The 19207-nt window shown below is 41.1% G+C and carries 18 protein-coding genes and 2 pseudogenes; 15 read left to right on the top strand and 5 right to left on the bottom strand.

Annotated elements, in window-relative coordinates; genetic code table 11:
* The 3 genes and pseudogenes from CYK16_RS09585 to purB form a co-directional block, all read left to right on the top strand.
* Nucleotides 1-156, top strand: a pseudogene (locus CYK16_RS09585) (adenylosuccinate lyase); the annotation flags it as partial.
* Nucleotides 157-229: 73 nt separating this feature from the next.
* A complete protein-coding gene (locus tag CYK16_RS09590; protein ID WP_101776958.1) occupies nt 230-1084 on the top strand; it encodes a hypothetical protein in 855 nt (284 codons plus the stop codon).
* A gap of 17 nt (nt 1085-1101) precedes the next feature.
* On the top strand, nt 1102-2397 hold the full coding sequence (purB, locus tag CYK16_RS09595) for an adenylosuccinate lyase (RefSeq protein ID WP_101776959.1): 1296 nt from the start codon (nt 1102-1104) through the stop codon (nt 2395-2397).
* Between the two features lie 215 nt (nt 2398-2612).
* Here the strand turns inward: purB and CYK16_RS09600 are convergent, their stop codons facing one another.
* Nucleotides 2613-3329: a GntR family transcriptional regulator gene (locus tag CYK16_RS09600; RefSeq protein ID WP_101776960.1), complete on the bottom strand. Its 717-nt coding sequence runs from the start codon at nt 3327-3329 to the stop codon at nt 2613-2615.
* 319 nt (nt 3330-3648) lie between these two features.
* Between CYK16_RS09600 and CYK16_RS09605 the strand changes: the two genes are divergently transcribed.
* The 9 genes and pseudogenes from CYK16_RS09605 to CYK16_RS09645 all read left to right on the top strand — a co-directional run bounded on the left by CYK16_RS09605 (nt 3649) and on the right by CYK16_RS09645 (nt 12058).
* Entirely contained in the window at nt 3649-5436 is a 1788-nt protein-coding gene (locus CYK16_RS09605) for a glycoside hydrolase family 35 protein (protein WP_101776961.1), read from the top strand.
* Complete coding sequence (locus tag CYK16_RS09610) at nt 5433-5909, top strand: PTS sugar transporter subunit IIB (protein ID WP_000156974.1); 477 nt, start codon at nt 5433-5435, stop codon at nt 5907-5909. The genes CYK16_RS09605 and CYK16_RS09610 overlap by 4 nt, the downstream gene beginning before the upstream one ends.
* A 26-nt stretch (nt 5910-5935) precedes the next feature.
* Nucleotides 5936-6841 carry a PTS mannose/fructose/sorbose/N-acetylgalactosamine transporter subunit IIC gene (locus tag CYK16_RS09615; protein WP_000617019.1) on the top strand — a complete coding sequence of 302 codons (906 nt, stop codon included), beginning with the start codon at nt 5936-5938 and terminating at the stop codon, nt 6839-6841.
* Nucleotides 6828-7649: a PTS system mannose/fructose/sorbose family transporter subunit IID gene (locus tag CYK16_RS09620; RefSeq protein ID WP_000185294.1), complete on the top strand. Its 822-nt coding sequence runs from the start codon at nt 6828-6830 to the stop codon at nt 7647-7649. The genes CYK16_RS09615 and CYK16_RS09620 overlap by 14 nt, the downstream gene beginning before the upstream one ends.
* A 3-nt stretch (nt 7650-7652) precedes the next feature.
* Complete coding sequence (locus CYK16_RS09625; protein ID WP_081093993.1) at nt 7653-8057, top strand: PTS sugar transporter subunit IIA; 405 nt, start codon at nt 7653-7655, stop codon at nt 8055-8057.
* Nucleotides 8058-8156: 99 nt separating this feature from the next.
* Entirely contained in the window at nt 8157-9323 is a 1167-nt protein-coding gene (locus CYK16_RS09630; RefSeq protein WP_060805159.1) for an SIS domain-containing protein, read from the top strand.
* Between the two features lie 115 nt (nt 9324-9438).
* Nucleotides 9439-10476, top strand: coding sequence for an aldose epimerase family protein (locus CYK16_RS09635; protein ID WP_060805160.1), 1038 nt, complete (start codon nt 9439-9441; stop codon nt 10474-10476).
* A 320-nt stretch (nt 10477-10796) separates the two neighbouring features.
* Nucleotides 10797-11651, top strand: a pseudogene (locus CYK16_RS09640) (VOC family protein).
* A 149-nt stretch (nt 11652-11800) separates the two neighbouring features.
* On the top strand, nt 11801-12058 hold the full coding sequence (locus CYK16_RS09645; protein ID WP_060805161.1) for a metal-sensitive transcriptional regulator: 258 nt from the start codon (nt 11801-11803) through the stop codon (nt 12056-12058).
* A 131-nt stretch (nt 12059-12189) separates the two neighbouring features.
* On the opposite strand, the gene CYK16_RS09655 is transcribed toward CYK16_RS09645, so the two are convergent.
* The 4 genes from CYK16_RS09655 to CYK16_RS09670 all read right to left on the bottom strand — a co-directional run bounded on the left by CYK16_RS09655 (nt 12190) and on the right by CYK16_RS09670 (nt 15966).
* A protein-coding gene (locus CYK16_RS09655) for an IS3 family transposase (RefSeq protein WP_101776962.1) occupies nt 12190-13547 on the bottom strand; the annotation gives its coding sequence in 2 pieces (ribosomal slippage) (nt 12190-13097 and nt 13097-13547; 1359 coding nt in all).
* Nucleotides 13548-13698: 151 nt separating this feature from the next.
* Nucleotides 13699-13995 (bottom strand): rhodanese-like domain-containing protein, encoded by a 297-nt coding sequence (locus tag CYK16_RS09660; RefSeq protein ID WP_060805965.1) that lies wholly within the window; start codon nt 13993-13995, stop codon nt 13699-13701.
* Complete coding sequence (locus tag CYK16_RS09665) at nt 13985-15640, bottom strand: FAD-dependent oxidoreductase (RefSeq protein ID WP_060805964.1); 1656 nt, start codon at nt 15638-15640, stop codon at nt 13985-13987. Before CYK16_RS09665 ends, CYK16_RS09660 begins: the two co-directional genes overlap by 11 nt.
* A gap of 20 nt (nt 15641-15660) precedes the next feature.
* On the bottom strand, nt 15661-15966 hold the full coding sequence (locus CYK16_RS09670; protein WP_060805963.1) for a rhodanese-like domain-containing protein: 306 nt from the start codon (nt 15964-15966) through the stop codon (nt 15661-15663).
* A gap of 185 nt (nt 15967-16151) precedes the next feature.
* Here CYK16_RS09670 and CYK16_RS09675 point away from each other — a divergent pair, with 185 nt between their 5' ends.
* The 3 genes from CYK16_RS09675 to CYK16_RS09685 are packed head-to-tail and all read left to right on the top strand — an operon-like array spanning nt 16152 to nt 19008.
* Nucleotides 16152-16916 (top strand): nucleoside phosphorylase, encoded by a 765-nt coding sequence (locus CYK16_RS09675; protein ID WP_060805962.1) that lies wholly within the window; start codon nt 16152-16154, stop codon nt 16914-16916.
* Between the two features lie 33 nt (nt 16917-16949).
* Nucleotides 16950-18329: a TrkH family potassium uptake protein gene (locus CYK16_RS09680; RefSeq protein WP_060805961.1), complete on the top strand. Its 1380-nt coding sequence runs from the start codon at nt 16950-16952 to the stop codon at nt 18327-18329.
* A gap of 13 nt (nt 18330-18342) precedes the next feature.
* Entirely contained in the window at nt 18343-19008 is a 666-nt protein-coding gene (locus CYK16_RS09685) for a potassium channel family protein (protein ID WP_001283905.1), read from the top strand.
* Nucleotides 19009-19207 lie beyond the last annotated feature (199 nt).

A 19207-nucleotide genomic window follows, 5' to 3' on the forward strand; every position in this document is an offset into this window, starting at 1 on the left:
ATGATCAACCGTTACTCTCTCCCTGAGATGGCGAACATTTGGAGTGAAGAAAATAAATACCGTGCTTGGCTTGAGGTGGAAATCTTGGCTGACGAGGCATGGGCTGAGTTGGGGGAAATCCCTAAGGAAGATGTGGCTTTGATTCGCGAGAAAGCAGCGGAATGGGCTGTAGAGAAAAATGTTAGAATGAACAATCACTAAATTTAGATTCAATTTAAAGGAGAACACAATGATACCTGAGTTATTAAAGAGCTTTGAGAATGGATATACGATTAAAACTGATGGCTTAACTATAAAAAATAATGCAATTATCACTAGAAATAATAGCATCCAAATAACAAATTTATCTATGTTAAGCAAAAATGAGTTTAAATCACCAGTTAGACTACTAGATGTATTTATTCTGATAATTCTATTTATGATTGGATTAGTCCCACCATTTTTAGGATTTATATTATTTGGTTTATATGCATGGTACGTTTATAATAAACACCAAAATCATTTGAAGTCAAAATATTATATAGTATTTAATTTGGGGTCGAGTCAAAACTATTTATTGTATTTTGAAGACGCTAAATTTAGAGATGCTGTTTTTAATATTATTACGGAATCTTTTGATAACAAAGCGGAAAATATATACATTGATATAAAAAATCAAAATATAGAGAACTATGACAGTAAAAATATCTATGAAAAGGAAGTGTCTCAAACAACTGTATCAGGTAATGATAATGTAGTTGGAAATAATTTTGGTTCAGGTAATAATGTCACACTTAATGGGGACAACAATGTTAACTCAAATATTGTTACAGATTCTATTTTAGAAAAATCTAATATGAATGTTGAGTTTCCGTGGTCGGAACTTTCTAAACAGCTTCAACAGATTGTTAACAATGCTTCTGTTCTGTCTGAGCAATCTGTCGAAATTTTAAAGGACTTACTTGCTGCAACTGAAAAAAATAGTGAATCTGAATTTACTGTAATTGTTAAAGAAAATGCATCATTTTTCAATCAACAGTTTATTAAAGATATAATATCAGGAACTTTAGGTGGAGTTATTTCATCAGTACTATTAGCTAGATAAAATTAAGGAGCAAAACAATGATCAACCGTTACTCTCGCTCTGAGATGGCGAACATTTGGAGTGAAGAAAATAAATACCGTGCTTGGCTTGAGGTGGAAATCTTGGCTGACGAGGCATGGGCTGAGTTGGGGGAAATCCCTAAGGAAGATGTAGCTTTGATTCGTGAAAAGGCGGACTTTGACATCGACCGTATTTTGGAGATTGAGCAGGAGACTCGCCACGATGTGGTGGCTTTCACGCGTGCGGTTTCTGAGACTCTTGGTGAAGAGCGCAAGTGGGTTCACTACGGTTTGACTTCTACCGACGTAGTGGATACGGCCTACGGTTACCTTTACAAGCAAGCCAACGACATCATCCGTCGTGACCTTGAAAATTTCACCAACATCATCGCTGATAAGGCCAAGGAGCACAAATTTACCATCATGATGGGGCGTACCCACGGTGTGCACGCTGAGCCTACAACCTTTGGACTTAAATTAGCCACTTGGTACAGCGAAATGAAGCGCAACATCGAGCGTTTCGAACATGCGGCTGCTGGTGTGGAAGCTGGTAAGATTTCTGGTGCGGTTGGTAACTTTGCCAATATCCCACCATTCGTTGAGCAATACGTCTGCGACAAATTGGGTATTCGTGCTCAAGAAATATCTACACAGGTCCTTCCTCGTGACCTTCACGCTGAGTACTTTGCAGTTCTTGCTAGCATCGCAACTTCTATCGAACGTATGGCGACTGAGATTCGTGGTCTACAAAAATCTGAACAACGCGAAGTGGAAGAGTTCTTTGCTAAGGGGCAAAAAGGTTCATCAGCAATGCCTCACAAACGCAACCCTATCGGTTCTGAAAACATGACTGGTCTTGCGCGTGTTATTCGTGGTCACATGATTACAGCCTATGAAAACGTGGCTCTCTGGCACGAACGTGACATTTCACACTCATCAGCAGAGCGTATCATCACACCAGATACAACCATTTTGATTGATTACATGCTTAACCGTTTTGGAAATATCGTCAAGAACTTGACGGTCTTCCCAGAAAACATGATCCGCAACATGAACTCTACATTTGGTTTGATTTTCAGCCAACGTGCTATGTTGACCTTGATTGAAAAAGGGATGACCCGTGAGCAAGCCTATGACTTGGTACAACCAAAAACAGCCTACTCTTGGGACAACCAAGTAGATTTTAAACCACTTCTTGAAGCAGATCCAGAAGTAACATCACGACTCACACAAGAAGAAATTGACGAAATTTTCAACCCTCTTTACTACACCAAACGAGTGGATGATATCTTTGAACGTCTTGGTTTAGGATAATTAAAATAAAATCGAAGTTCTATTACTCTATTTACTGGAGTAGAAGAACTTCGGTTTTTCTTGTTTATTAAAGCTTTTTTGCTAAAAAGATTCCCAATATTTTAGTAAAATTTCAACTAATTTAATCGATCTTCATTGACATATAGAAAATACAGTTTTGATGGGATATAATAATCATAGAAAAAAGCCCAAGCGATTAGGCTCAGGCTTTCTTCTTAGTGATCACGGTCACATGAAATGAATTTGATTTTGTAGTAATCCGCTCGTTTATAAGTTTCGCTGTAAGCGAGAACCTGACCAGTAGACTCTAATTTAGTAGTTTTGGTTTGTAAAACGCTAGGGAATTGTTCATCGACTCCGAGGACTGAAGCCGCATGTTCTGGAGTTGGAAATGCTATTTCATTGATTTCTTCAAAATGTTCATCATTCATGTGGATGTGATAATCCAATTTGAAACGGCTATAGATAGAGCTATAGTATTCAAGGTTTGGATAATTTGCGTTGATGTATTGTTCTGGGATGTAAGATGTATGGTAAATGTATACAACACCGTTTGATTTACGTACGCGCTCAATCTTATAGTAGAACTGGTCACCACGTAATCCAAGTTTTTCTAAGTAGCTTAGTTTGTTTCCACGCTCAATAGAAAGGACGGTCACTTTATCATCTTTAGTTTCAAAAACTTCTACATCAGAAAACTCTACGAGTTTGTGTTTGCGTGCGCGTGAAACGAATGTACCCTTTCCTTGTTGGCGGACAATATAGCCATCTTTGGCAAGGTCGTTTAAGGCGCGGACAACTGTGATAGAACTTACATCATACATAGCGATCAATTCAGCTTCAGTGTAAAATTTATCTCCACTAGCGAATTGGCCAGAAATGATTTTGTTCTTTAATTCATCTTTTATATATTGATACTTTGGAATTGCCATAATTTCACCTCGATTTTCCTTCTCCGTTAAAGATTTTACCATAAAACCGGAAAGAATAGTAGTCTTTTGAATAAAAAAATTAGAATAATAGGCTATAAGGTTAATTTACATAAAAAATAGGAGATTTTATACATTTTTATACATGCTACCTGTTTGAAGCTATATGTCTGTAAATTCTATATCTTTATAAGTTTTTTGTGTAAAAGTTGGGGAAAAATGAAAAAAATTGTGAAAAGCTATTGACAAATGTGATATATTGAGTTATATTCAATATATCAACAAATGAAAGCGTAAACTTAAAATGTCAAAAAGTAAGAATATGACACGATTTGAGATACGAGACGATTTCTATTTAGATGGGAAACCGTTCAAGATTTTGTCCGGAGCCATTCATTATTTTAGGATTCCTCCAGAAGATTGGTATCATTCACTCTACAACTTGAAAGCCCTTGGCTTTAATACGGTAGAGACTTATGTTGCTTGGAATTTACACGAGCCTCGTGAGGGTGAGTTTCACTTTGAAGGAGCTCTGGATTTGGAGCGATTTCTCCAGACAGCGCAAGATTTGGGTCTCTACGCTATCGTTCGTCCGTCACCCTTCATCTGTGCGGAATGGGAATTCGGAGGTTTACCAGCTTGGCTCTTAACAAAAGACATGAGGATTCGTTCATCAGATCCAGCCTATATTGAGGCTGTCGGTCGCTACTATGACCAGCTCTTGGCACGATTGGTTCCACATTTGTTGGACAATGGTGGCAATATCCTCATGATGCAGGTTGAAAATGAGTATGGCTCTTATGGAGAAGATAAGGCTTATCTGAGAGCAATTCGACAGTTGATGGAAGAGCGTGGCGTAACCTGTCCCCTCTTTACATCAGATGGTCCATGGCGAGCTACTCTGAAAGCTGGAACCTTAATCGAAGATGATCTCTTTGTAACAGGGAATTTTGGTTCTAAAGCTCCGTACAACTTTTCACAGATGCGGGAATTCTTTGATGAGCATGGTAAGAAATGGCCGCTCATGTGTATGGAGTTCTGGGATGGCTGGTTCAATCGTTGGAAGGAACCGATTATCACACGGGATCCAAAAGAATTGGCAGATGCAGTTCGAGAGGTTTTGGAACAAGGCTCCATCAATCTCTACATGTTCCACGGTGGTACAAACTTTGGCTTCATGAATGGTTGCTCAGCTCGAGGGACCCTGGACTTGCCACAAGTTACATCTTATGATTACGATGCCCTTCTAGATGAAGAAGGAAATCCAACTGCTAAATATCTAGCAGTCAAGAAGATGATGGCGACACATTTCCCAGAGTATCCGCAGTTAGAACCATTATACAAAGAGAGTATGGAGTTGGATGCTATTCCACTAGTTGAAAAAGTTTCCTTGTTTGAAACCTTGGATAGTCTGTCAAGTCCTGTAGAAAGTCTCTATCCTAAAAAGATGGAGGAATTGGGACAAAGTTATGGCTACCTACTTTATCGAACAGAAACAAACTGGGATGCAGAAGAAGAAAGACTTCGTATCATTGATGGTCGAGATAGAGCTCAGCTTTATGTCGATGGTCAGTGGGTTGAAACCCAATATCAGACAGAGATTGGGGAAGATATTTTTTATCAAGGTGAAAAGAAAGCGCTGTCTAGATTGGATATCTTGGTAGAAAATATGGGGCGTGTCAACTATGGACATAAGTTCTTAGCAGATACGCAACGCAAGGGAATTCGGACAGGGGTTTGTAAGGATTTGCACTTCTTACTAAACTGGAAACACTATCCACTTCCACTAGATAATCCTGAGAAAATTGATTTTTCAAAAGGATGGACAGAAGGACAACCAGCCTTTTACGCTTATGATTTTACAGTCGAAGAGCCAAAAGATACTTACCTAGACTTGTCTGAGTTTGGTAAGGGAGTTGCCTTTGTCAATGGGCAGAATCTAGGACGTTTTTGGAACGTCGGCCCTACCCTCTCGCTTTATATCCCTCATAGTTATCTTAAGGAAGGTGCCAACCGCATCATTATCTTTGAGACAGAGGGTGAATATAAAGAAGAGATTCATTTAACTCGTAAACCTACACTAAAACATATAAAGGGGGAAAATTTATGACAATTGTAGGATGCCGTATCGATGGACGTTTAATCCACGGACAAGTAGCCAATCTTTGGGCTGGGAAACTAAATGTTTCACGTATTATGGTTGTAGACGACGAAGTTGTCAACAACGATGTTGAAAAGAGTGGTTTGAAACTTGCGACACCACCAGGTGTGAAATTGAGTATTTTGCCAATTGAAAAAGCGGCAGCCAATATTCTTGCTGGTAAATATGATAGCCAACGTCTCTTTATCGTGGCTCGTAAACCAGACCGCTTCCTTGGTTTGGTAGAAGCAGGTGTACCACTTGAAACCCTTAATGTTGGGAATATGTCTCAAACACCAGAAACTCGTTCTATCACACGTTCTATCAACGTAGTAGACAAGGATGTGGAAGATTTCCACAAACTAGCAGAAAAAGGTGTTAAATTAACTGCTCAAATGGTTCCAAATGATCCAGTTTCAGACTTTTTGAGCTTATTAAAATAGGAAAAAATTTTTAGGAGGTCATTGTTATGATACAATGGTGGCAAATTTTACTTCTCACTTTGTACTCAGCTTATCAAATCTGTGATGAGTTGACGATCGTTTCATCTGCAGGTTCCCCTGTATTTGCTGGTTTCATTACTGGTTTAATCATGGGAGATGTGACTACTGGTCTACTTATCGGTGGGAACTTGCAGCTATTCGTTCTTGGGGTTGGTACCTTCGGTGGTGCTTCTCGTATCGACGCAACTTCTGGTGCGGTTCTTGCGACAGCCTTCTCTGTTTCACAAGGAATTGATACAGCACTTGCGATTACAACAATTGCTGTGCCAGTAGCAACTCTCTTGACATACTTCGACGTTCTTGGACGTATGACAACTACTTTCTTTGCTCACCGTGTGGATGCTGCAATCGAACGCTTTGACTATAAAGGTATTGAACGCAACTACTTGCTTGGTGCGATTCCTTGGGCTTTATCTCGTGCCCTTCCAGTCTTCTTTGCGCTTGCTTTTGGTGGTGAATTTGTACAACACGTAGTAGATTTCGTTACAAAATACCAATGGGTTGCAGATGGTTTGACACTCGCAGGACGTATGCTTCCAGGTCTTGGATTTGCAATCTTGCTTCGTTACCTTCCAGTTAAACGTAACCTTCACTACCTTGCTATGGGATTTGGTTTGACAGCTATGTTGACTGTTCTTTACTCATATGTAACTGGTCTTGGTGGCGCTGTTGCTGGTATCGTAGGCACTCTACCGAAAGATGTTGCTGAAAAAATTGGTTTCGTGAACAACTTCAAAGGTTTGTCTATGATTGGTATCTCTATCGTAGGTATCTTCCTTGCAGTGCTTCACTTCAAAAATAGCCAAAAAGTAGCTGTAGCAGCACCTTCTACACCATCAGAAAGTGGGGAAATCGAAGATGACGAATTCTAATTACAAACTTACAAAAGAAGATTTTAACCAAATCAACAAACGTAGCTTGTTTACTTTCCAATTGGGTTGGAACTACGAACGTATGCAAGCTTCTGGTTACCTTTACATGATCTTGCCTCAATTGCGTAAAATGTATGGGGATGGAACTCCTGAATTGAAAGAAATGATGAAAGTTCATACTCAATTCTTCAATACTTCACCATTCTTCCATACCATTATCGCTGGTTTTGACCTTGCCATGGAAGAAAAAGATGGTGTAGGTTCAAAAGATGCCGTTAATGGTATCAAGACAGGTTTGATGGGACCATTCGCTCCTCTTGGAGATACAATCTTTGGTTCACTTGTACCTGCTATCATGGGATCTATCGCAGCAACTATGGCTATCGGTGGTCAACCTTGGGGTATCTTCCTTTGGATTGCAGTTGCAGTAGCGTATGATATCTTCCGTTGGAAACAGTTGGAATTTGCCTACAAAGAAGGGGTTAACCTTATCAACAACATGCAAAGTACTTTGACAGCTTTGATTGACGCGGCATCTGTACTTGGTGTCTTCATGATGGGTGCTCTTGTAGCAACAATGATCAACTTTGAAATTTCTTACAAATGGGCAATCGGTGAGAAGATGATTGACTTCCAAGACATCTTGAACCAAATCTTCCCACGCTTGCTTCCAGCAATCTTTACTGCCTTTATCTTCTGGTTGCTTGGTAAGAAAGGTATGAACTCTACTAAAGCTATCGGTATTATTATCGTACTTGCTTTGGCTCTTTCTGCCTTTGGTAAATTTGTACTTGGAATGGGCGCATAATTTATGGCTAAATCATTAATTTTGGTGAGTCATGGTCGCTTCTGTGAAGAACTTAAAGGTAGCACTGAAATGATCATGGGTCCACAAGACAACATTCATGCAGTGGCTCTTCTTCCAGAAGATGGCCCAGAAGAATTTACTGCAAAATTTGAAGCTGCTATTGAAGGATTAGATGATTTCCTAGTTTTTGCGGATCTTCTCGGTGGAACACCATGTAACGTGGTAAGCCGTTTGATCATGGAAGGTCGTGACATCGAACTTTATGCAGGGATGAATCTTCCAATGGTGATTGAATTTATCAATGCGAGCCTTACAGGCGCAGATGCGGACTACAAGAGCCGTGCTGCAGAAAGCATTGTGAAAGTCAATGACCTGTTAGCGGGCTTCGATGATGACGAAGATGAATAAGATGTGACAACGTGAAAATCGTTAGAGCATTTTATATAGAATATACATGGGAATGGGGCTTACTCCCATTCCCATATTTAATAGAAAAAGAGGAACTCAATGCTACATTATACAAAAGAAGACTTGCTCGAATTGGGTGCAGAAATCACTACACGTGAAATCTACCAACAACCAGATGTATGGAGAGAAGCTTTTGAATCTTATCAAGCAAAACGTGAAGAAATTGCAGCCTTCCTACAAGGGATTGCTGATAAACATGACTATATCAAGGTCATCTTGACAGGTGCTGGGACTTCTGCTTATGTGGGAGATACCTTGGTACCTTACTTTAAGGAAGTCTATGACGAACGCAAATGGAATTTCAATGCTATTGCGACCACAGATATTGTTGCCAATCCAGAAACTTATTTGAAAAAAGATGTGGTAACTGTCCTTGTATCTTTTGCTCGTAGTGGAAATTCACCTGAAAGTGTGGCAACTGTTGATTTGGCCAAAGCCTTGGTGGATGAGCTTTACCAAGTGACGATTACTTGTGCAGCGGACGGTAAGTTAGCTCTTCAAGCTCATGGAGATGACCGCAATCTTTTGCTCTTGCAACCTGATGCTTCAAATGACGCTGGCTTTGCCATGACTTCCAGCTTTACGTCTATGATGTTGACTGCTCTCTTGGTCTTTGATCCTACAGAATTTGCTGTGAAAGCTGAACGTTTTGAAGTTGTGTCTAGTCTTGCTCGTAAAGTCCTAGACAATGCAGAAGATGTCAAAGAGCTTGTTGACCTAGACTTTAACCGTGTCATCTATCTAGGCGCTGGTCCTTTCTTTGGACTTGCTCATGAAGCTCAGCTCAAAATTTTGGAATTGACAGCTGGCCAAGTTGCGACCATGTATGAAAGTCCAGTCGGCTTCCGTCACGGTCCAAAATCTCTTATCAACGAAGATACAGTTGTTTTGGTCTTTGGTACAACAATAGACTACACTCGCAAGTACGACTTGGACTTGGTTCGTGAAGTTGCTGGTGATCAGATTGCTCGCCGTGTTGTGCTTTTGAGTGATCAAGCTTTTGGTCTTGAAAATGTCAAAGAAGTGGCCCTTGGTTGTGGCGGTGTCTTGAATGATATTTACCGTGTCTTCCCTTACATCGTTTATGCCCAACTCTTTGCCCTATTGACTTCACTCAAGGTAGAAAATAAACCTGATACACCGTCTTCTACAGGTACCGTAAACCGTGTGGTACAAGGTGTTATCATCCACGAATATCAAAAGTAAGACAGTATTTATGAATTCTTGACAAGAGGATTTGTGAATTATCAGATAAACCATAGATTGTAAATTCGCTTTCTATGGTTTGTTTACTTGAGAGAAATAGTAAAAGGAGAACAGAATGAAAGCATACACAGAGCGTGTATTTGGAAATGTTGAGGGCAAGGATGTCTTGGCCTATCGTTTTGAGACGGACGGTGGCTACCAGCTTGAAGTCATGACTTATGGTGCGACTATCTTGCGTTATGTCACGCCTGACAAGGCTGGAAATTTTGCCAATGTTATCTTGGGATTTGATGATTTTGATAGCTATGTAGGCAATAGTCCCAAGCATGGAGCTAGCGTAGGTCCTGTGGCGGGACGTATTGCAGGTGCGACCTTTGAATTAAATAGCAAGACCTATGACCTTGAAGTCAACAATGCTAGCAATTGTAACCATAGTGGTTCAACTGGTTGGGATTCCAGCTTGTTTGAACTAGTTAAAGTGAGCGACCATGGTCTGACCCTCTATACAGAGCGTACAGATGGGACAGGAGGATTTCCTGGAAATCTCAAGATTTGGATCAGTTATCACTTGGAAGAAACTGGTGCCTATGAAATCAGCTACAAGGTAACAACAGATCAGGATACGCTGGTCAATCCAACTAACCACAGCTATTTCAACTTGTCTGGTGATTTCACGCAGACAATTGACCGCCATGTCTTCCAACTAAACACAGAGGGTATTTACCCAATCGCTCCCGACGGTGTTCCGGCCAAAACTCCAGATGCTACTCGTGATGTGGTTAAACACATCTACAATGGTGCCTTGTTGAAGGATATCTTTGCAGAAGAAGATGAGCAAATCCAGCTGGTATCTGGTTTGGATCATCCATTTGCCCTTCCTGAAGGTCATGACAATGCTGGATTCCTTTATGACCAAAATTCAGGTCGCTTCCTGCTTTTCAAGACAGAGGCCCCTTGCTTTGTGGTCTACACAGCAAACTTTGTGGATGAAAGTGTCATCATAGGAGGTCGGCCAATGGTACAGCACAATGGGATTGCCCTTGAAGCGCAAGCTTTACCAGATGCTATTCACAGTGACCTCAAAGACCAAGTCATTCTCAAAGCCGGTCAAACCTTCACCAGTAAGACACGTTATGAGCTTGTTGTGAAGTAAAGAAAGCTAGGAAAAAGTCTTTAAATTTAGAAAAACACATATTGTCGGGTGCTGAAAGTTTGATAATATGTGTTTTATTATGGAAAGATTTATAGTTCGTTGAATCAATAGCAGGACAAATAAGTTTATAAAATATTATGAAAAATCAGTTTGAATTTCTCAATCAACTTGTTCATATTCTATTTCAATCTACTATACTTTCTCCTATTCTGAAATGATGTTATTACTCAGCATCTCTTGAGTTGTCTGACTTGACTTTCTTGATGGGAATGATGTAATAGTTGTAATAAAAATTATTACAACAGAAAAGAGGACTATTTATGACCTATGAATACAAGAGCCACATTTATTTGGCAGAGACAGTTTTAAATGTAAAGGATTTGGCAAGTCAAACAGCCTTTTATCAGCAAGTTATTGGTTTAGAAATCTTATCTCAAACTGAGACAGAGTCCATTCTAGGACTTGGTGGAAAAGCCTTGGTACAGCTGATTCAAGCACAAGAGAGTGGAGAAGTAAGGGAACATTATGGTCTTTACCATCTGGCTATTCTCTTGCCGACACGAAAGGCTTTGGCTGATGTCTTGAAACACCTGACAGATTTACAGATTCCTCTTGTGGGCGGTGCAGACCATGGTTACAGTGAGGCCCTTTACTTGGAGGATTTAGAGGGAAATGGCATTGAACTCTATCGAGATAAGCCGGTTTCCACATGGGATATTCGAGAAGATGGACGCATTATTGGGGTGACAGAGGCTCTTGCGGCGCAGGATATCTATGAGTTGGGGGAAAGAGTAGAGCCTTTTATCCTAGCAGATGGTACGAGAATGGGGCATATCCATTTGTCTGTCAAGGATAGTCGAAAGTCTAGCCAGTTTTATCAAAAGGTGTTAGGGCTAGAGGATAAATTCAGTGTACCTAGCGCTAGTTGGATTGCAGCTGGAGACTACCATCATCATTTAGCAGTCAACGAATGAGGAGGAAAAGGCCTAGTTCCGCGTAAGCAAGGCTTGCCAGGCTTGGCCTATTATGTTATTGAAGTCGCACATAAAGAAGAACTGTTAACGATTGCGCAGCGAGCACAAGAAGTTGATGCACCAATCAAGTGGTTGACATCGAGCCAGTTGGAAATCACAGACACAGATGGAATTGTGACTCGTGTTCGCTTAGATAGATAAAACTAGGAATTTCTATCAAGTTATCAGCATGGCTAGTTTACCTTTTGAAAAGTCTGTGGTAACAGAACTGCGTGAGACGGATGGGCGAGAATTTTGACAAAGGAGCTGATTAGAGATATAATGAAGAAAAATCGAGCAAGGAAAAAGAAATGACAAACTCAAAGTATATTACTCGTTTGAAACGTTCAGAGGGTCAGTTGCGTGGGATTCAAAAGATGATTGAAGAAGATCGTGCCTGTGCTGATATTGTGACGCAATTGACAGCAGTGAAATCTAGTGTAGAGCGCGTGATTGAGATGATAATTACCGAAAACCTTACTGAATGTATCAATCAGCCGCTAGATGATCCTGAAGCTCAAAAGGAACGCCTAGAAAAGGCTATCCGATATTTAATTAAACAGAAATAAAGAGAGGAGAGTTGCAAAAGTCTATTTACTATTAGAATAGTTTAATGTGAGTCAAAAGAAGTTGTAAAAAATCTTTAAAATTAAAAAAACGCATACTATCTGTACTGACCCCAAAAAGTTAGACAATTAATTTATCTGAAGGATTTAGTTCTGTATTGCACAGGGCTAAGTCCTTTTAGTTTTACCTTAATTCGTTTATTGTTGTAGTAATCAATATAGTCTACAATGGCTTGTTCCAATTGCTTAAGCGACTGAAATGACTTCTCATAACCATAAAACATCTCCGATTTCAGAATGCCAAAGAAGGACTCCATCATACCGTTGTCTGGGCTGTTACCTTTACGTGACATGGATGCTTGAATTCCCTTACTCTCTAGAAACTGATGATAAGAATCGTGTTGATATTGCCAGCCTTGGTCACTATGGAGAATCGTATTCTCGTAGTGCTTCTCTGTGAATGCCTGTTCCAACATTGTTTTTACTTGTTCTAAGTTGGGTGAAGTTGAAAGATTATAGGCGATAATTTCGCTATTAAAGCCATCTAAAACTGGTGATAAATAAAGCTTTCGAGTACTTGCTGGAATGGCAAATTCTGTCACATCTGTGTAGCACTTTTCCATTGTTTTAGAGCCTTCAAATTGGCGTTGAATAAGGTTATCTGCCTTCTTGCCAACGTCTCCTTTATGAGAAGAATATTTTCGTTTCTGTCGTATTTTAGCTTGTAAATTGAGTACTTTCATCAAGCGTTGAACTCTTTTATGATTTACCAGATAACCACGATTTCTTAGTTCTAAATGAATCCGACGATAACCATAATTTCCCTTGTGTTCGATAAAGATGGATTGAATTTCGGCTTTAAGCTCTTGGTCCTTATCTGGTTTATCTAGCTGTTTCAAGTGATAGTAGTAGGTCGAACGAGCTAGTTTAATGGCTTTTAGAAGAATATCTAACGAAAACTCAGTCATTAATTCTTGAACAATTTCTGTCTTTCTTCTTTCTCTTTTTCCTCCTTCAATCGGAGTTCTCTTAACTTTTTTAGAATGGCATTCTCCGCTCTCAGGTACTCATTTTCTGCTTGAAGACGTTCTAATTCTGTCCTCTCTTCAGGTCTCTTTTTTGGCTTACGTCCCATTTTAGGTACTCTCCCTCTTGTTTTCTCAACAATAGTATACCCAGTATACCCGTTTTTCTTGTATTGTGCTAGCCAATTAAGAAGTATCGTACGACTTGGGAGGCCGTATTCAAGAGAAACTCTATCTTTAGTCCAGCCTTCATGTATGACTTTATCAATCATTTCTTGTTTTAAATCAGGAGAATAGTAACGATTTTTTCCTTTTTTGACGAACTCTATTCCGTAACGATCAATCAATTTAATCATGTACCTAATATTAGAATTGTTTATCCCAAATTTATTTGAAAGCTTCTCCAAGCTATATCCTTGTTTTCTAAGTTCATAGATCTGAACTTTATCATCATAAGTTAATTTCATAATAAAAATACCCCAAAAGTTAGATTTTTTCTGTCTAACTTTTGGGGTGCAGTTCAATCAGGTGTTGAAAAACCTTGATAGTATGTGTTTTATTGTGGAGAAATTTACTTCACTTTCTCCTGAAATTGAGTTTTTGCCCAGCTCCTCTTGATTATTCTACTTGCCTAGGCCAAGCATTCATACCACTTTCTACATTGATAACGGTGAGGCCTTTGGCGCTGAGAAATTGGCAGGCAGAGGCAGAACGCACTCCACCTTGACAGATGACATGGTATTCATGGTCAGGTTTGAGTTCTTTGTATCCTTGTTCCAAGGTACTTAACGGAAGATTTTTGGCACCTGGTGCATGTCCTGCTTGGAATTCATGTGCTTCACGGACATCGATAAGCTCTAAATTTTCATTTTTATATTTTTCATAAAAGTCAGCCATACTGATACTAGTTTCCATATTCTACTCCTTCTGGCTTAGCCATTTTGTATAGTGAATAAGCGCCGTCAAGGTTTTGGACGGTAAATCCTGCTTGTTTGAGGATACGCTCTGCGATATAGCTACGCAAACCACTGTGGCAGCTAACGATGTAGGCTTGGTTCTTGTCCAGTTCGTCCAAGCGTTCCCGTAGTTCGTTTAGGGGAATGTGGATGGTGTCGACTTTGAGTCTACCACTTTGGAATTCACCACTTGTCCGTACATCTAGAAATTTCTTACCTTTAGCCAGTTCGTCTTCGAGCTGGTACCATTGAACATTGTCGCTGAGACCTTCTATAAGATTCAAGGCTGCGTAGCCCAGCATATTGACGGGATCCTTGGCCGAGCCAAATGGTGGCGCATAGGTGAACTCCAATTCTGGCAAGTCAAAGACGGTGAGATTTCCCTTGAGAGCAGTTGACAGGATATCTATTCGTTTGTCAACGCCTTTCTTCCCGACTCCTTGGGCACCGTAGATTTTTCCAGTGGTTGGGTCAAAGAGGAGCTTCAATGTCATATCAGTAGCGCCTGGATAATAACCAGCGTGGTCTTTCCCACTGATATGAAGGACTTTGTAAGGAAGTTGATTCATGCTAAGGATACGCTCGCTGAGACCAGTTGAAGCAGCTGTCATATCAAAGGCACGAATGATAGCAGTGCCGATATTTCCCTTGTTTGTACGTTCTAGTCCTGCGATGACGTCTGCCACTTGGCGTCCCTGACGATTGGCAGGAGAAGCGAGAGAGATGAGAGCATCTTGGCCTGTAATCTCTTGCTTGACGATGATGGCATCCCCAACTGCAAAAATATCTTTTTGACTGGTTTCATAATGTTCATCGACCAGAATCCCACCTCTAAGTCCCAGTTCAATACTCGCAGTTTTGGCCAGTCCGTTTTCAGGTTCAACACCGACAGAAAGGATGGTGAGGTCAGAGGTGATCTTTTGACCGTTTTCGAGAACGATGACTTTTCCTTGGTCTTCAAATCGAGTCGCAGACTGAGAAGTGATAACGCGAACGCCATTTTTAACCAATTCTGCTTGGATAAAGGCTGCCATTTCTTGATCTAATGATGGTAAGACATGGGGTGCTTTCTCAACAATAGTAACTTGCAATCCACGTTTCGCCAGATTTTCAGCCATTTCAAGCCCGATAAAGCCTGCACCGATAATGACAGCTTCTTTTGGATAATTGTCCAAGGCTGCCATAATTTCATCGAGATCGGGAACATTGCGGAGCGTGTAGGCATTCTTAGCTTCTGCCAAGCCTTCAATGGTAGGAACAAATGGTTTAGCTCCTGGGGAGAGGATCAGCTTGTCGTAGCTTTCTGTGAATTCCTTCCCATCATGACGTACCGTCACAGTGTGTTCTTCTGGCGAAATGCTGATGACCTCATGGAAAGGACGAACATCCAGATTAAAGCGTGCCTTGAGACTTTCAGGAGTTTGGACCAATAAACTATCATGGTTTGCAATTTCTCCTGAAACATAGTAAGGAAGCCCGCAGTTTGCAAAGGAAACAAAGGGACCTTTCTCAAAAATAGTGATTTCAGCGTCTTCCATGAGACGTCTGAGGCGGGTTGCTGCTGACATTCCGCCTGCAACTCCCCCAACAATGATAATTTTCATTGATTTTCTCCTTTATGCTTCTAGATGATTTTTCCTGTCCAAGCGCTCATACCGCTTCGGACATTGATGACATCGTAGCCTTTTTTCTTTAGCTTTTTAGCAGCCATCTTACTACGCACACCAGAATGACAAATGACATAAAGTGTTTCTTTTGTTGTTGGTGTGTAGGAACCAATTTCGGTCAGAGGAACATTCTTGGAATTTTTGATATGACCTCTACGAAATTCCATTGGCGTCCGAACATCTAGTAGCTGAATTGGTTCCTTGAGTTTAGCTTCTAACTCGCTGGTAGAAATACTGTCAATTTTTGTAAATAAGTGAAACATAGGCACCTCCAAACATACCCTTATGGGGTATATTAAACCATGAAGTCAAGCTTTTGTCAAGCAAGTTGTTTTGACTTGGTGGAGATTGGTTGCGATTGTATTGTTTTTTTCCTCAGTTCCTCAGCTTCCTCCTTGACACTCCGTCTGCTTTTGATACAATAGTACAAAATCAGAGGAGGTGGGTTATGATTCAGAAACATGCGATTCCCATTTTAGAGTTTGATGACAATCCTCAGGCGGTCATCATGCCCAATCACGAGGGGCTGGACTTGCACCTGCCAAAGAAGTGTGTCTATGCTTTTTTAGGTGAGGAGATTGACTGCTATGCGAGGGAAGTAGGGGCGAACTGTGTCGGTGAATTTGTTTCTGCCACCAAGACCTATCCAGTCTACGTCATCAACTACAAGGGCAAGGAGATCTGTCTGGCTCAGGCTCCTGTCGGTTCAGCTTCAGCAGCCCAGTTTATGGATTGGTTGATTGGCTATGGTGTGGAGCAGATTATTTCCACCGGTACCTGTGGTGTGCTGGCTGATATAGAGGAAAATGCCTTTCTAGTCCCTGTTCGGGCTCTGCGAGATGAAGGAGCTAGTTATCACTATGTGGCACCTTCTCGTTATATGGAAATTCAGCCAGAGGCTATTGCTGCTATTGAGCGAGTTTTGGAAGTCAGAGGGATTCCCTATGAAGAAGTCATGACCTGGACGACAGACGGTTTTTACCGAGAAACGGCTGAAAAGGTGGGTTATCGTAAGGAAGAAGGTTGTGCTGTTGTGGAGATGGAGTGTTCTGCGCTTGCGGCAGTAGCCCAATTGCGTGGGGTTCTCTGGGGTGAATTGTTGTTCACAGCAGATTCACTAGCTGATTTGGACCAGTACGATAGTCGTGACTGGGGCTCGGAAGCTTTTGATAAGGCCTTGGAACTCTGCCTTGAGATAGCCTTTCAGATATAGCTACTCTCCTATTTTTTATGGTACAATGGATGTATGTTATTCAAATTATTTGTGAAAAAACTTGAAAGGGCCTTGGGTGGACTTTCGCCAGCTCGTCGGATTTTTTTAAGTTTCGCTGGAGTTATTTTTATAGGCTCTCTTCTTTTGAGTTTGCCTTTTGTTCAGGCAAATGGTTCTCAGGCCACTTATTTTGACCATCTTTTTACGACGGTGTCCATGGTCTGTGTAACCGGCCTTTTTACGCAACCAGTGGCTACGACCTATAATGTCTGGGGTCAGTTGATTTGTATGCTCTTGATACAGATTGGTGGTCTAGGTCTCATGACCTTTATCGGGGTCTTTTATATCCAAGGCAAGCAAAAGCTTAGTCTGCGTAGTCGTGAAACCATTCAGGAGAGTTTTAGTTATGGGGAAAGTAAGTCTTTGAAGTCTTTTATGCGCTCCATCTTTTTGACGACTTTTCTGGTGGAGGGCTTGGGTGCCTTCCTGCTAAGTTTTCGTTTTATTCCTGAGTTCGGCTGGGGACGAGGCATTTTCACCTCCATCTTTTTAGCCATTTCAGCCTTCTGTAATGCTGGTTTTGATAATTTTGGCAGTAGCAGTTTAGTGACTTTTCAGACGGATCTCTTGATTAATCTGGTCATTGCTGGCTTGATTATCACAGGTGGTCTTGGCTTTATGGTTTGGTTTGACTTGGCAACTCAGTTTGACAAGAAGAAAAAACGCCGTCTGCGTTTCCACACCAAACTGGTCCTCTTCTTGACCGCAGGGATTTTGCTGTTTGGGACAGTATCCACACTCTTTACGGAGTGGCACAATCCAGGAACCATTGGCAATCTCAGCGTTCCAGAGAAAGTGTTGGTTAGCTTTTTCCAAACCGTTAGCATGAGAACGGCTGGCTTTGCCTCTATTGACTACACCCAAGCTCGGCCTGTGACCCTGTTTATCTATATCCTACAGATGTTTCTCGGAGGGTCGCCTGGAGGGACGGCTGGGGGTCTCAAGATTACGACTTTCTTTGTCTTGTTGGTTTTTGCGCGTAGTGAATTGCTGGGCTTACCTCATGCTAATGTTGCGCAGAGAACCATTGAGGCTCGAACAGTCCAAAAATCCTTTAGTGTCTTCATTATCTTTTTGATGACATTCCTGTTAGGCTTGATGTTGTTGGGAATTACAGCAGAAGGAACACCGCGATTTATCTACCTCATGTTTGAGACCATTTCAGCTCTTGCGACAGTTGGGGTAACGGCAAATCTGACGCCAGAATTGGGTAAGCTAGCTCTTAGCATTGTCATGGTGCTCATGTTTATCGGCCGTATTGGTCCCTTGACCTTGCTGGTTAGTCTAGCGGATTACCAGCCTGATAAGAAAGATTTGATTCAGTATATGAAAGCAGATATTAGTATTGGATAAGAAAGGAAGAACGATGTCAGATCGTACGATTGGAATTTTAGGCTTGGGGATTTTCGGGAGTAGTGTCCTGACTGCCCTCGCCAAGCAAGATATGAATATCATTGCCATTGATGACCACGCAGAGCACATCAATCAATTTGAGCCTGTTTTGGCGCGTGGAGTTGTTGGCGATATCACAGATGAGGAACTCCTCAGAACCGCAGGAATTGATACCTGTGATACGGTTGTGGTGGCGACAGGTGAAAATCTGGAGTCGAGTGTGCTTGCGGTTATGCACTGTAAGAGTTTGGGGGTACCAAGGGTTATTGCCAAGGTCAAAAGCCAGACAGCTAAGAAGGTGCTAGAAAAAATCGGTGCTGACTCGGTGATTTCACCTGAGTATGAAATGGGGCAGTCTCTAGCGCAGACCATTCTCTTTCATAATAATGTCGATGTCTTTCAGCTGGACAAAAATGTCTCTATCGTGGAGATGAAAATTCCGAGTGTTTGGGCAGGTCAAAGCCTGAGTCAGCTGGATCTACGTGGCAAATATAACCTCAATGTCCTTGGATTTCGTGAACAAGAAAATTCACCCTTGGATGTCCAGTTTGGCCCTAATGATCTCTTGAAGGCAGATGCCTATATCTTGGCGGTCATTAACAACCAGTATCTAGATGACTTGGCAGAATTAAATTCGTAAGGAGGGGAATCCCCTCTTTTTTGATGTCCAAAATAGCAAATAGAGTCAGAGGTAAATTCCCAAACTAACTTCCACCGTTAATCCAAGTGGAAGTTAGTCTGATAAAGATCCTAAAAACCAGTGGAAATCCGTGTCAGGGTAAGTTCCATTGGTTTTACTAATGCTTGATTTTATTGCTTTTGTAACCAAAATGAATCGA

The sequence above is a fragment of the Streptococcus oralis subsp. dentisani genome, from assembly GCF_002860905.1.
Classification (GTDB): Bacteria; Bacillota; Bacilli; order Lactobacillales; family Streptococcaceae; genus Streptococcus; species Streptococcus oralis_BA.